This window comes from Curtobacterium sp. UNCCL20 (assembly GCF_900101675.1).
Classification (GTDB): Bacteria; Actinomycetota; Actinomycetes; order Actinomycetales; family Microbacteriaceae; genus Curtobacterium.
Map to the genome: position 1 here is coordinate 456,248 of NZ_FNKG01000003.1, position 14,043 is coordinate 470,290.

Consider the following 14,043-nt stretch of genomic DNA (forward strand, 5'->3'; position numbering starts at 1 on the left):
GGTGGTCGGACTGGAGGCGCGGATCACCCGAGCCGATCGGCCACCGTGATCCGTGCCTCCAGTCCGACGGTGTGGAAGGATCGCAGTCTTGTGACTGAGGACACGATCGTGACGCACGACCGGCCGGTCCTCGGCGTGGACGACGTCGTCCGCGTTCCGCTGGATGTTTCCTGGGAGCCAGTCCGGTACGAGGACCTCAGTGTTGCAGCGGTGCCGTCGGCGAAGCGGTGGAGCAGGCGGAGCTGCGGGACGCGCAGAAACGGATCCGGCTGCTCGAGCAGGAGAACGAGATCCTCCGCCGGGCGGCCGCGTACTTCGCACAGTCGCAACTCCCAAGATGATCTACCCGCTGGTCCTCGAACTCGCCGACGACGGTGTTCCTGTCGCGGTGGCCTGTCGGGTGTTGGGTTGTTCGAAGCAGTTCTTCTATCGGTGGCGTGCTGATCCGGTGACCGAGCGCGACTGGGCGGACGCGCACCTGACCAACGGAGCGATCGATGCGCATCGGGGCGATCCGACGTTCGGGTACCGGTTCATCGCGGATGGCCTTCGTGCTGCCGGCCGCTGGGTGTCGGAGCGGCGGGTGTGGCGGTTGTGCTCGCAGCAGCGGCTGTGGTCGCTGCATGCGAAGAAGCGTGGCCTGAACCGGAAGGCCGGGCCGCCGGTGCACGACGACCGGGTCCGGCGTGCGTTCACGGCGCCGGACCTCGACAAGCTCTGGCTGACCGACATCACTGAGCACCCGACCGGTGCGGGCACGCTCTCCCTCTGCGCGGTCAAGGACGCCTGCTCGCGCCGAATCGTGGGTTACTCACTCGGCGATCGCGTGCGGTCCCCGCTCACCGTCGCGGCCCTGCGGATGGCGGTGCACCGCCGGAACCCGACCGGGACGGTCGTCCACTCGGATCGCGGGGCGGGTCGGCGCGTGCGCGGACCATGCGGCGATGGAATCGTTCTTCGCGCTCCTGCGGAAGAACGTCCGGAACCGGAGACGCTGGGCGACCCGGGAAGAGCTCGGGCTGGCGACCATCACCTGGATCGAGGCGACCTCCCACCGGAGACGCCGGCAACGAGGTCTGGGGAAGTTGACCCCGATCGAGTACGAGACGATCATCAACCCACGGGTCGCACTCGCGGCCTCAACGAACGAGTCAACGCAACCTGCAGCAGTCCCCAGATTCATCGGCCCGCATCACCGGTCATGACGGCGACGAGTCTGGCGAAGTCGTCCCTAGTCAGATCCTTGGGTCGATGTGCATCTTCGGCCCGGGCCCGGATCTGTCCGGTCGCACGCCAGCAAGCACCCCGGCAGCGCCATCGAGACCAACGGTTCCAGCAACCAGGCCGCGGGGGTCCACCGCCCCCGACGCATACTGCTCAATCGTCCCAGCCAGACCCGGCGATGCGCTCAGCACACCAACCGCGGTGACGTCTCGCAGAGCGACGTCTCGGGTATCGAGCAAGCTGGGGGAGCCGGCGAGGCCGACGAACACCACACGGCCACCGGGCTCGACGAGTTCGACTGCGCGCGCCGGCAGCGACGGCGCGTTCGATGCGTCCACGACGGCGTCGAACGGCAAGACGGGGAGTTCTTCAGAACTCCACACGCCGTCAAATCCCAGCGTCCGAGCGAACTCTAGCGACCGCTCGGACCGTCCCATCAGGTGCACCTCGGCCCCTTGCGCCTTCGCGAACTTGGCGACGAGGAGGCCGATGGTGCCGGGGCCGAGGACGAGGATCCGGTCGCCCGGGTGGACGTTCGCACCCCACACTGACCGGAGCGCGTTTCCGCCGGGCTCCACGAGTGCGCCGAGCGTGTCGTCAACCTCGTCAGGAAGTGCGTGCAACGCCGTTGCCGGCATGGCGAGCTGCTCCGCGAGGGCGCCCGGGAACCCCCCTCGCACTCCCACTTCGAACCGGAACTCGCAGACGTGTTGATGGCCGCGAAGGCACCGGCGGCACGTTCCACACCCGAGCATGGTGTCGCCCGTAACTCGGCGGCCCAGCCAGGCGCTGTCAACACCTTCCCCGATTGCGCTGACGACACCCATCCACTCGTGGCCGAGTCGCATCGGGAACGCGGCGTGTCCTTCGTGAAGGTATTGCATCTCCCCGGTGAAGAACTCAACGTCAGTGCCGCAGACACCTGCTCTGTGGACGTCGATGACGACCTGGCCGGGACCCGCGGTCGGGGATGCAACGTCTCGCACGCCACCCTCACCGGGCGCGGTAACGACAAAGGCGCGCATCAGCGGGGCGCCAGGACGTGCTGTCGCTGTGAGCCAAGTCCGTCGATTCCGAGTTCCATGACGTCCCCGGGTTGAAGCCAGATCTGCGGGTCGAGTCCCATGCCGACTCCGGGTGGGGTGCCGGTGTTGATGAGGTCGCCGGGCTCGAGGACCATGAACTGGCTGAGGTGATGGACGATGAAGTACGGGTCGAAGATCATCGTGGACGTCGAACCTGTCTGGCGTCGCGTCCCGGATACATCGAGCCACATGCCGAGGTTGTTCACGTCGGGGATCTCGTCCGGCGTGACCAACCACGGGCCCGCAGGATTGAACGTCTCCGCCGATTTACCCTTGGACCACTGACCGTTCCGCTCCATCTGGAACGCCCGTTCGCTGACGTCGTTGACAACGCAGTACCCGGCGATGACACCAGCGGCATCCTCGACCGAGTCGAGGTAGCTCGTGCGCTTGCCGATCACGATGCCAAGTTCAACTTCCCAGTCCGGCTTCGTCGACCCGCGGGGGATCCGGACGTCGTCGTCCGGTCCGATCAGGGTGTTGGGGGACTTCGTGAAGAGGATCGGCTCTGACGGGATCGCCTGCCCGGTTTCGGCGGCGTGGTCGCTGTAGTTGAGCCCGATGCAGAGAATCTGGTGTGGTCGGGCGATGGGGGCACCGATGCGCTTCCCGAAGAACAGCTGCGTCTCGCCGCGCTGTGCGCGCTCGTCGACAAGCGCCGCGACTTCCTTTATGCGGTCGCTGCCAAAGAAAGCTTCGTCGAAGTCATCGATGACGTCCGACAAGTCAACGTAGGAATCCTCGTCGACACGGGCGGCGGGCTTCTCGGCGCCGACGGCGCCGATACGCATGAGGTACATGTTGGTCCTTTTCGATCGGGGGGTGGTGCGGGTTCAGGAGCTGGACGACCACGACGCCGACCACGGCGCGGTCGGGATGCCCTTCGCATGAACGTCGGCGAGGAACAGTCGTCCGGCATCGGGGTACTCGTCGAGATCGGCGGCGCTGAGGTCCCGGGACGCCGTTGTGATGAGGAGCTGATGGCTGGCCTTACCGACGAACGCGACGCTCGACACGTGGGGCGCGGGCACCGCGACGGTGTCGATGAGTACGCCGTGGGGGGAGAAGCGGCGGACCTCTCCTGCGCCCCAGATTGCGACCCAGATGCAGCCGTCGGTGTCGACACAGATACCGTCGGGGAACCCATCGCTGATCCGGAGGTGTTCATGGCGCGCACCGATTCGTCCGGATTCTGCATCGTAGGGTCGGGCCCAGATGACTCCGGGGATGGTGTCCGTGTTGTAGAGCACCTTGCCATCGGGCGCCCAGGCGATCCCGTTCGAAAGGGATAGGTCGTCGTCGATCACTGTGGGAGTCCCATCGTCTTCGATGCGGACCAGCGCCTCGCCGCCGGCACTGTCCCCGAGCGCAAGCGTCCCGATCAAGAACCGGCCCATTGGGTCGACGGCGCCATCGTTGCTGCGTCGCGCCGAATCCGCGGGCACGATGCGCGGCCCGGCCGTTCGGCGCCCGTCTGTGTGGACGACCACGAGCTGCTCTTGCGATGCGACAAGAAGTACGCCGGAGTCGGCGAGCACAGCTGCGCCGACCATTCCGTCGAACTGATGTCGTGCGGTCTCGATGACCTGACCGTCCTCGATCACGCCGAGGAACACCTGCCCGCGAACGATGTCGACCCAGAGCACGCCGTCCTCACCGGTCTTGACAGGTCCTTCGCCGAGCACGAACCGGTCCGCGGAAGCGACCCGCGCGTGAAAGCGCGTCATGCTCGCTTCGCCTGGCCCTCGACGATGTGGCGTAACGCGGGGAGGTCGTTCACAAGATCCTCGATTCTCGTTCGGTGCGCAATGCCGCTGATGCTGACGCCCCCGTCGGGCACCGTCGACGACGTTCGGAAGTAGGGGAGCGCGACACAGTTGACGCCCATCTCGTTCTCTTGGTCATCGAGCGCGTAACCGCGTTCACGGATGAGTTGGAACTCTGCGTGCATCGCTTCGACAGCGGTGATGGACCGGTCCGTCGGTCGTTCGAGGGGTCGGTCACCGATCCATTCGTGGATGTCGTCCTCGCTCCGGAGCGCGTAGGCCAGGAGGAGTTTTCCGACGCCAGTGGTGTGGGCTGGGTTGCGGCCTCCGATGGTGGATGTCAGCCGCATCGAGCCGCGTGTCGGATCCACTTTGGCGCGGTAGACGATTGATCGACCGTCGAGCACTGCGTAGTGAGTCGTCTCACCGGTTCGTTCCGCGAGCCGCTCGAGGATCGGTTGAATCCTCAGGTGGTCTGGTCGTGCGGCGTGGTGGGTGAAGGCCATCCGAAGGAACTCGTCTCCAAGGACGTAGTGGCCTCGTGCGTCTTGCTGTGCCAGGCCCGCGCGACAGAGCGATGCGAGCGCGCGGTGGACCGTCGGCTTCGAGCCCTCGATGTTCTGGGCAATGTCGTCGAGAGTCGTGCCTTCGTGGTGTCGAGCGAGTTCGACCAGGACCGCCAGTACGCGATCGGAGCCGACGAGTCGTCCGTCGTTGTGTGGGCTTGGCTGCATCGTGGCCGTCATCGAGTGTCTTTCAGAAGTTCGGTGGCGATGGCGTCCTTGTCGACGTCGCTGCTCAGTGTGGCCTAGGCTACCCACAAGTTTCAATCTGTGGACACAAATTCCGAAAGTTGGAAAACAATGGTGTTGGACCTCCGGAGTTCTGAGTGGTACGCGGGAGACGACCGCAACGCGTACATCCATCGCGCGTGGATGCGCCGTGGCGCCCCAGATGACGCGTTCGAGGGACGGCCCCAGATCGCGATCGCGAACTCAGCGTCCGACCTGACACCGTGCAACGCGCACCTCGACGAGGTCGCGCAGTCCGTGAAGAACGGCGTGTACGAGGCCGGCGGTGTTCCGCTGAACATGCCCGTGGTCTCGCTCGGGGAGACGAACGTCCGGCCGACAGCCATGCTCTGGCGCAACATGGCCGCCATGGCGACGGAGGAGATGCTGCGCGCCAATCCGATCGACGGGGTGGTCCTCCTCGGCGGCTGCGACAAGACGATCCCGTCGCTGCTCATGGCCGCATCGTCCGTCGACATCCCCGCCGTTGTCGTGCCGGGGGGACCGATGAGCACCGGGCACTTCCGCGGTGAACCCCTCGGGTGCGGCACCGACGTATGGCGGCTCAGCGAAGAGGTCCGCGCGGGAACGCTCAGCCAGGAGTCATTCCTGGAGTCGGAGCAAGCGACGATCCGAACGCGCGGACACTGCAACACCATGGGGACGGCGTCGACCATGGCGCTCGTCGCCGAGGCGCTCGGCACGACCATCCCCGGTTTGGCTGGCACTCCCGCGGTGGACAGTCGGCTGCTCAAGGCCGCGCACGAGACTGGTCGGGTCGCTGTGCAGCTCGTCGCCGAAGGGCGCACGCCGTCGTCTTTCCTCACCAGAGCGAACTTCCACAACGCGATCGTCGCACTTTCTGCGATCGGAGGATCGACGAACGCCGTTCCGCATCTGCTTGCAATCGCGGGACGGCTGGGCGCGGAGCTATCCATCGACGATTTCGACCGGATCGGCTCTGAGGTGCCGCTCCTGGTCAATCTGCGACCCGCCGGCAGATATCTCATGGACGACTTCCAACGCGCGGGCGGCTTCCTCGCGGTCCTGCGGGAGGTCCGCGACCTGCTCGACCCGACGGCGCTCACCATCACCGGTCGCCCACTCGTCGAGTACCTCGATGACGCACCAGTATGGGACGCGGACGTCATCACCCCGCGGGACCGTCCGGTTCAGCCGGCCGCCGGGATCACCGTGCTCCGCGGCAGTCTCGCGCCAGGGGGCGCGATCATCAAGCCCGCCGCTGCATCACCGCACCTGCTCAAACACCGTGGACGGGCGGTGGTGTTCGACTCAATCGAGGACTTCCACGCCCGCATCGACGACCCCGAGTTGGACATCGACGCGGACAGCGTGATGGTCCTTCGAGGCTGCGGTCCGAAGGGGTATCCCGGCATGCCCGAGGTGTCGAACATGCCCCTGCCCAAGAAGCTCCTCGAGCAAGGGGTACGCGACATGGTCAGGATCTGTGACGGTCGCATGAGCGGAACGGCGTACGGGACCGTGATTCTGCACGTCACTCCCGAAGCCGCCGCTGGCGGGCCACTCGCCGTCGTGCAGACCGGCGACTGGATCGCGCTGGATGTTCGGGGGCGCCGCATCGACATCGACGTTCCCGCCGACGAACTCGCCGCGCGTCGCCCGAACCAGGCGACGCTGGCTGGATTCGCCGCACCGCGTCGCGGCTGGGAACGTCTGTACGTCGATCACGTCATGCAAGCCGACACGGGTGCCGATCTCGACTTCCTGGTCGGTTCGAGCGGATCGAAGATGAGCCGTGAGTCCCACTGACACGCTACGGCCCGTCCCGGACACGCTTCGCGCCGCCCTCGAAACGGTGTGCAAGTCCGTCGGAACTCGTGCGTCCGACCGATTGGCCGCAGCGCACGACGCCTCGCATTACCTCTTGACCCCCTCCGTCGTCGTCACGCCGTCCGACGTCGAGGAGCTCGCCGCAGTGCTCGAGGTCGCGCGGACAGACGGCACGCCGGTCACGTTCCGCTCCGGTGGGACCAGCCTCAGCGGTCAAGCCGGGACCGCCGGAGTACTCATCGATACTCGACGCAACTTCCGCTCGATCGAAGTCCTCGACGAAGGCGCGCGTGTGCGCACCGGCCCAGGCGCGACAGTCCGAGCAGTGAACACGCGGCTCGCTCGCTACGGCCGGAAGCTCGGACCCGATCCAGCAAGTGAGATCGCCTGCACGATCGGCGGCGTCATCGCGAACAACTCCAGCGGTATGGCTTGTGGTGTCGAGGCGAACACATACCGCACACTCGACTCCAGCATCCTGGTCCTGCCGTCCGGGACAGTGGTGGACACTTCGCTCGCCGATGCCGATGAACGGCTCCTTCGCGACGAACCCGTCATTCATGCTGGGCTCCTAGGCTTGCGCGACAGGGTCCGAGGGGACGAACGTTCCGTGTCGGCTCTCCGCGACCTGTTCGCGTTGAAGAACACCATGGGGTACGGACTCAACTCCTTCCTCGACCACGACCGAGCCGTCGATATCCTCGAGCACCTCGTCATCGGCAGCGAAGGCACAATCGCCTTCGTCGCCGAGGCGACCTTCCGAACGGTGCCCGTCCTCGCTCACGTGGCCACCGGTCTCCTGGTGTTCAACGACCTCGCAGGCGCAACGTCTTCGTTGCCGAGCCTGGTTGCCGCCGGATTCGCCACGATCGAACTCCTCGACGCCACCAGCCTGCGCGTCGGCCAGCGAGACCCATCTGCGCCGCAGTCGCTCCGCAACCTCAATGTGGTCGGTCACGCAGCGCTTCTTGTGGAGTACCAGGAGCAGACCGCCGACGAACTGAAAGTGCAGCTTGCCCGGGTACCCGAAGTCCTCCGCGAGCTGCCCCTCGCCGACCCAGCGGTGATGAGCACGGACCCGGCACGGCGCGCGCAACTGTGGCACATCAGGAAGGGCCTCTACACGGCGGTTGCGGGGAGCCGCCCATCGGGGACAACGGCGCTGCTCGAAGACATTGCGGTCCCGGTCGAACGGCTCTACGCCACGTGCTCCGCGCTGACGGAGCTGTTCGACCGGTACGGCTACCCGGAGAGCGTGATCTTCGGGCACGCGAAGGACGGCAACGTCCACTTCATGATCAATGAGCAGTTCGATTCGCCGGAGATGCTCGTCCGGTATGAAGCATTCACCGAGGACATGGTGCAGCTCGTGCTCGGGCAGGGCGGAACCTTGAAAGCAGAACACGGAACCGGGCGGATCATGGCGCCGTTTGTGCGCCGGCAGTACGGCGACGAACTCTACGAAGTCATGTGGGCCATCAAGCGGCTCATCGACCCTCACGCTCAGCTCAACCCGGGAGTTCTCCTCAACGAGGACCCGGCCTCGCACACGCAACACCTCAAGACCACGCCCCCTGTCGAGGAGGAGGTCGACCGGTGCGTCGAATGCGGGTACTGCGAACCCGTCTGCCCGAGCAAGGACATCACCACGACTCCGCGAGAACGCATCGTTCTCCGCCGCGAGATTGCCCGCGCCCGGGACGCAGGCGACGCCATTCTGGTCGCAACCCTCGAACGAGAGTACGACTACGACGCGATTCAGACCTGCGCCGTTGACGGAATGTGCCAAACCGCCTGTCCCGTGCTGATCAACACGGGTGACCTCGTTCGCCGGCTGCGCGGAGAGGACGTCAGCGCGCCCGTGCAGGCTGCGTGGAGAGCTTCCGCCACACATTGGCGTACGGTCACCAGAATCGGAGGCTCGGCGCTGTCCATCGCGAGGGCAACCCCGAGCGCGCTACCGAAAGCGGCGACCACAGCCCTCAGAGCGATCGCAGGGGACGACAATGTGCCCGAGTACAGCAACGATCTCCCCGGCGGCGGTAACCGGCGTCGCGTCATCGCATCGGACCAAGCGGCAGCCGTCTACTTCTCGAGTTGCACGACCACAATGTTCGGCCCAGTCGGCGACGACGGCGTGAGCGAGTCCTTCATCCGCCTGTGCGAACGCGCCGGGATTCAGCTGCGAACGCCAGACGACATCCCCTCGCTCTGCTGCGGGACTCCGTGGAAATCAAAGGGGTTGACGACCGGGTACGCCACGATGAAGCGCCGTGTCGGCGAATCACTTCGCCGTGCAACTCAGGACGGCTCGCTTCCTGTCGTGTGCGACGCAGCATCGTGTACTGAGGGCCTCGAGATCCTCCTCTCGTCCGCCGGCGAACTTGGAATCCGCGTCATCGACGCAGTAGCTTTCGTCGACGAGTTCGTCCTCCCGGCACTACCGACCGGGGCGAAGATCCCGTCCCTGACTGTCCACCCGACGTGCTCGTCGAGCCGCCTCGGCATCAACCCGGCGCTCCTGCGGGTCGCCGCAGCTGCCTCTGAGCGCGTTGTCGTCCCCGAGGACTGGGGCTGCTGCGCGTTCGCCGGCGACCGCGGAATGCTCCACCCGGAGCTGACAGCCTCGGCCACACGAGCAGAAGCGGCGGACGTGCACCGTGCGGCCAGCGCGGAACACGCCTCGCTCAACCGCACCTGCGAACTCGGGATGACTCGCGCCACCGGCGCGCCGTACCGACATGTCCTCCAGATCCTCGACGAAGCCACACGCGCCATGCGGCAGGAACCAACCGGTCCCGCGCACTGACGCTCACTCAACAAGTCACGAACAGATAACAAGGTGAACGATGTCGGCAGCAACCCGTCCAGAACCCCCCACCACGGATCCCGCGCAGCGAGGGCGGTCTGCGCTCGTGACCGGCGGTGCCAGCGGTCTCGGCGCTGCGTGCGCCGAGAAACTGCGAGCAGACGGACTTCGCGTCGTCACCCTCGACATCGGCGGCGATGCCGATCTCCACGTGGACGTGACCGACGACGACGCCCTCGCTGCAGCCGCAGCAGAAGTCGGTCAGGTCGACGTTCTCGTCAACAGTGCGGGCATCGTTGGCCCCGGGATCCCGCTGATCGATACGAAGACTTCGGACTGGCAAAAGGTGCTCGCCGTCAACGTCCTCGGTGTCGCGTCCACGATGCGCACATTCGTACCTGGTATGGCCGAGCGCGGCTGGGGCCGTGTGGTGAACTTCGCGAGCATGGCCGGCAAGGACGGCAACCCAAACCTTTCGATCTACTCTGCTTCGAAGGCGGCCGTGATCGCGTTGACGAAGTCGTCCGGTAAGGAACTGGCAAAGTCCGGCGTGCTGGTCAACGCGATCGCACCAGCTGTGATTGCCACGCCCATGAACGACTCAACCGACCCCGACGTGCTCGCGCACATCACCAGTTTGATCCCGATGGGGCGCCTGGGTCAGCCTGCGGAAGTCGCGGCACTCGTATCGTGGCTGTGCTCGGACGCCGTCAGCTTCTCGACTGGCGCGGTCTACGACATCAGCGGAGGACGGGCAACCTACTGAGGTGGTGCCGCCCATTAGGGCACGAAGGCGAAGCGCAAGCGCGCCCACACACTCATCGCTACCGTTACCGAGACCGGCGCGCAGCGCCCATCCGCTTTCCCGAGACGTGGGGCGACGCCGCACTGACGAGGTAGCAGGCCTGGTCGTCGGAGCCTGAACAGCGTTCGAGCACCATCGGTCCCGACCCCGTGCCAACGTCGACCACACCAATTCGCCGCCGCGGAGACAGGCCGTCCAGCGCGAGTCCGTCTATCCCGAGAGGCGATCGCGTGTCAAAGACGGCGGACCCGGCGACTTGCGCAAAACGGCGCGCTCCGACTCGCAGATCCGCATAATTGGGATCTCCGCCCGGCGACCAGTCCAAAGAAGGGCAGACCGGGCCGGACAAATCGCGACCCGACTAACGGACGCGAGTCAGAGGTTGGGAAGGCGCCGCTACCTCCCGCCCTCCGCCCGATTCATGCGGGTGTTACACCGTGCATCTCCCATCGAAGAAGCTGGAGCACAGATTGAAACGCACATTGTTCATCGCTGCCGCCACAATGGCGGCAGTTCTCGCGCTGAGTCCCCTCGCTTCGCCAGCACATGCCAGTACCACGTCTGGCGCATGCCTCGCCAAATCACCTGGTGCGTCGGTATCCGTCGACGCGACCTGTGTCGACCCCGCCTATTCGGTTCCTGTTATCGACAGCCAATCCGACGTAACGCAACCGTCGACTGTCCACCTGGTGCAAGGTCATTTCGACGGGACAAACGTCTCGTTTCGCATCTACCTTCCGGCGAAGGACGAGTGGCGCAACCGATTCTTCCAGTTCACTTACCCGCTGGACGGACAAGAGCCACTGAACAGTGTTGCTTTCGCAACAAGTCACGGTGGCTACAGCGTCCAGACCAGTGGAGCGGCCGGCTACCGTCACGCCGCGGCGGCGGCGAAGTTTGCGCGCACCGTGGCAGCAAACTACTACGGAGTGGACAGTGCCGGAATCTTCGGCTACCTCTACGGTTGGAGCGGCGGCGCCTTCCAGGTCGACGGCGCGCTCGAGTACACGACCGGTGTTTGGCAGGGGGCCGTTCCTATCGTGCAGGGGTCGCCTCTTTCGGTGATCCACAATTTCTCAGTGCGCGCGCTGGCGACCTTCGTACTGAAAGACAAAAAGGATCAGATCGAGGCCGCCGAGCGTCCTGGGGGGAGTGGGAACCCGTATGCCGGCCTGTCGCCGATGCAGGCCTCGGTACTGAAGGAAGCCACCCGAATGGGAATCCCTCTGAAGGCCTGGGAAGACTTCGATTACTTGGCCACGACAGTCGCCTTCGACGGCTTCGTGACACTCGTGCCTCAGATCGACTCAACCTATGTTGACGACTTCTGGAGCAAGCCAGGTTACCTTGGTACCGAGCACTCAGCGTTGGGCACATTCTTCCGACAGAGTGTGGCAAAAGACCCGTCGCTTCGCGCGCGACTGGCGCTTATGGCCTATCACCGTTATACGATTCCTTCGACAGGGTTCGGCGCCGCCTACGACCAGTTCCGCACGTTCAACGGCACACCGGCCTTCCCTCAGCGTTCGATGAACGTCGCGCGCATCATTTCTTCGAGCATCACCGGCGGCGCCAGCTTCAGCGGAGCGCTCAACGTCAAGACCATTGCGGTCAACAGCACGATCGACGCCGATGCGTACCCGTGGGAAGGTGCGTGGTACGCCAAGCAGGTTCAGTCCGCTCTGGGAGCAGCAGTCGACAGTCGGTTCCGTGTTTGGTTCACCGAGAACGCCGATCACAACCCCGAAAACCGCACCGGAGCGGGGGCGGATCGCCTGGTCGGATACGCCCCTGTCGTCTACCGTGCACTCGACGACCTCACAGCCTGGGTTGAGCGCGACGTAGCGCCGGCGAAGTCCAGCTCGTATCGGGTCACGCAGGACAATCAAGTGTTGCTCTCGGACTCGATCAATCGGGGAGGGGTCCAGCCTCTCGTCGAGCTGACAGCCCTTGCGGCGGCGAAGCGACACGACGTTCGGGTTGGAAAGTCCGTCACTTTCAGCGCTCGCGTCCAAGTGCCCCGTGGGACCGGCTCGATCGTCTCCATCGGTTGGGATCCTCAGGGATACGGGAGCTTCCGCGAGCTGAAGATTCCGTCCGGCAGCACCACCCTCGTACTGCACCTCTCTGCCCGCTACGGCACGGCAGGAACGTACTACCCGACGGTCAGGGTTGGGGCTCAGCGTGACGGCGACAAGTCGCAGGTCCTCACGACGGTCCTCAACCTGGATCGGACGGACGTGGTCGTCCGCTGACACCCCCGGGGTGTCGCGCCGAGTAATCGCGGCACCCCGGAACCGTCCTCGAGAAAGGCACTTCGTCAGGACGGTGGCCAACCCAGCGCCCGTTAACGTCGATTGGTACGGGGATTTTGCGCAACCAGCACGGAAGATCGGCTCCCGCATGACAATGTGGGCTCTAATCAGTACCTGCCGGTTCCGATCCGGATTCGCCCCCGTTCCCGGAGTGACTCGTGACATCAGCTGATTCAACTGCCGCTGAGCCTGAGGAGTTGACCGCTCGGCTCGTAATCGTAGTCGGGCTGCTAGCCGTTTTGGGGCCACTCACAATTGACCTCTATCTGCCGGCATTTCCTCAAATGCAGCAAGATCTCGGGACAACGCCGCCCCTGATCCAGGTCACGTTGAGTGCGGCGACAGTGGGCTTCGCACTCGGGCAACTAGTAGTCGGGCCATGGAGTGACAGGGTCGGTCGACGTACACCGCTTTTGCTTGCAACCGCCGCTCATGTTGCCGCCAGCGTTGCGATTACTGCGTCCCCGGACGTCGGCTGGGTGCTCGCTTTGCGAGTCGTTCAAGGCGTCGGGGCCGCGGGTGGCGGTGTCGTGGCCGTGGCGATGATCCGGGATGTCACAGACGGTCGACGTCTGATTAGGGGCTTGGCGCACCTGGCACTCTTCACCGGCATAGCGCCCGTAGTGGCTCCGTTCCTCGGCGCCGAACTCATGCACTTCACGAGCTGGCGCGGAATCTTCGCGACCGTCGCCGTGTACGGATCCGTCATGTTCCTGCTTTGTCTCCGTCGGCTTCCTGAGACGCATCCTCGAACGCACCGAACGCACTCGCAATCAAAACATGCCGTGCTTCTCGCTTACGGCAAGCTTCTCGGAAACGCCCGAATCGCGGGCGTCTCGCTGATCGGTGGTCTGATCGTCTCGTCAGTCTTTTCCTACCTGTCGACCTCCTCTTTCTTGTTCCAGCGAGAGTTTGGGTTGTCCCCGCAAGAATACGGGATCATCTCTGCTGTGAACGCCGTGGCGTTTGTAGTCGGGACCCAGGTCTCCGCAGTCGTCGCTGAGCGTACTTCTCCGCTGAGAGTGCTTCACGTGGTGCTTCCGACGATGACGGTGACGGGTCTCGGGCTGAATCTGATCCCTGCACAATCACCGGGCCTCTATCCCGTGTGCATGATTATGCTGCTCTTCCTGGGGCTCGCCGGAGCTTGCGGCCCGTGCCTGAGCGCCATCGGGTTGGCTGATCAAGCTGCGAACGCGGGGACTGCAGCAGCCTTCATGGGGGCGGTGAACTTCGGTCTTGCTGGCGCGGCAGCGCCGGTGGTGGGGGCGTTTGGAGTCTCAACGTTTGGTCCGCTCGGGATCGTGATCGGATCGGTTATGGGAAGTGCAACTCTCGTGCTCTGGCTCATGGTTGCCCGCGGGCGGAGCAGCGTTCTGAAGCCGAGCTTGCTACGACGGATCAGGGAATGAGAACGGTTGACGGAGCCACCCGCT

The 14,043-nt window shown here is 65.0% G+C and carries 9 protein-coding genes and 1 pseudogene; 6 read left to right on the top strand and 4 right to left on the bottom strand.

What is annotated here, in order from left to right:
- Nucleotides 1–224: 224 nt before the first annotated feature.
- A pseudogene (locus BLT36_RS19060) lies at nt 225–1,142 on the top strand (IS3 family transposase); the annotation flags it as partial.
- 93 nt (nt 1,143–1,235) lie between these two features.
- Here the strand turns inward: BLT36_RS19060 and BLT36_RS15235 are convergent.
- From BLT36_RS15235 to BLT36_RS15250, 4 genes are read right to left on the bottom strand one after another with little or no spacing between them, the layout of a single operon-like run.
- Nucleotides 1,236–2,249, bottom strand: coding sequence for a zinc-dependent alcohol dehydrogenase (locus BLT36_RS15235; RefSeq protein WP_092096376.1), 1,014 nt, complete (start codon nt 2,247–2,249; stop codon nt 1,236–1,238).
- Nucleotides 2,249–3,109, bottom strand: coding sequence for a fumarylacetoacetate hydrolase family protein (locus BLT36_RS15240; protein WP_092096378.1), 861 nt, complete (start codon nt 3,107–3,109; stop codon nt 2,249–2,251). Before BLT36_RS15240 ends, BLT36_RS15235 begins: the two co-directional genes overlap by 1 nt.
- Nucleotides 3,110–3,142: 33 nt before the next feature.
- Complete coding sequence (locus BLT36_RS15245; RefSeq protein WP_092096380.1) at nt 3,143–4,036, bottom strand: SMP-30/gluconolactonase/LRE family protein; 894 nt, start codon at nt 4,034–4,036, stop codon at nt 3,143–3,145.
- Nucleotides 4,033–4,821, bottom strand: a complete 789-nt coding sequence (locus tag BLT36_RS15250; protein WP_217638317.1) for an IclR family transcriptional regulator — start codon at nt 4,819–4,821, stop codon at nt 4,033–4,035. Before BLT36_RS15250 ends, BLT36_RS15245 begins: the two co-directional genes overlap by 4 nt.
- 117 nt (nt 4,822–4,938) lie before the next feature.
- Between BLT36_RS15250 and BLT36_RS15255 the strand changes: the two genes are divergently transcribed.
- The 5 genes from BLT36_RS15255 to BLT36_RS15275 all read left to right on the top strand — a co-directional run bounded on the left by BLT36_RS15255 (nt 4,939) and on the right by BLT36_RS15275 (nt 14,019).
- Nucleotides 4,939–6,657 carry an IlvD/Edd family dehydratase gene (locus BLT36_RS15255; protein WP_217638318.1) on the top strand — a complete coding sequence of 573 codons (1,719 nt, stop codon included), beginning with the start codon at nt 4,939–4,941 and terminating at the stop codon, nt 6,655–6,657.
- Between the two features lie 46 nt (nt 6,658–6,703).
- Nucleotides 6,704–9,487: an FAD-binding and (Fe-S)-binding domain-containing protein gene (locus BLT36_RS15260; protein ID WP_254787694.1), complete on the top strand. Its 2,784-nt coding sequence runs from the start codon at nt 6,704–6,706 to the stop codon at nt 9,485–9,487.
- Between the two features lie 40 nt (nt 9,488–9,527).
- Nucleotides 9,528–10,253, top strand: a complete 726-nt coding sequence (locus BLT36_RS15265) for an SDR family NAD(P)-dependent oxidoreductase (protein ID WP_092096383.1) — start codon at nt 9,528–9,530, stop codon at nt 10,251–10,253.
- 521 nt (nt 10,254–10,774) lie between these two features.
- A complete protein-coding gene (locus BLT36_RS15270; RefSeq protein WP_217638319.1) occupies nt 10,775–12,547 on the top strand; it encodes a hypothetical protein in 1,773 nt (590 codons plus the stop codon).
- A 218-nt stretch (nt 12,548–12,765) separates the two neighbouring features.
- Nucleotides 12,766–14,019, top strand: coding sequence for a Bcr/CflA family efflux MFS transporter (locus tag BLT36_RS15275; RefSeq protein WP_092096384.1), 1,254 nt, complete (start codon nt 12,766–12,768; stop codon nt 14,017–14,019).
- Nucleotides 14,020–14,043 lie beyond the last annotated feature (24 nt).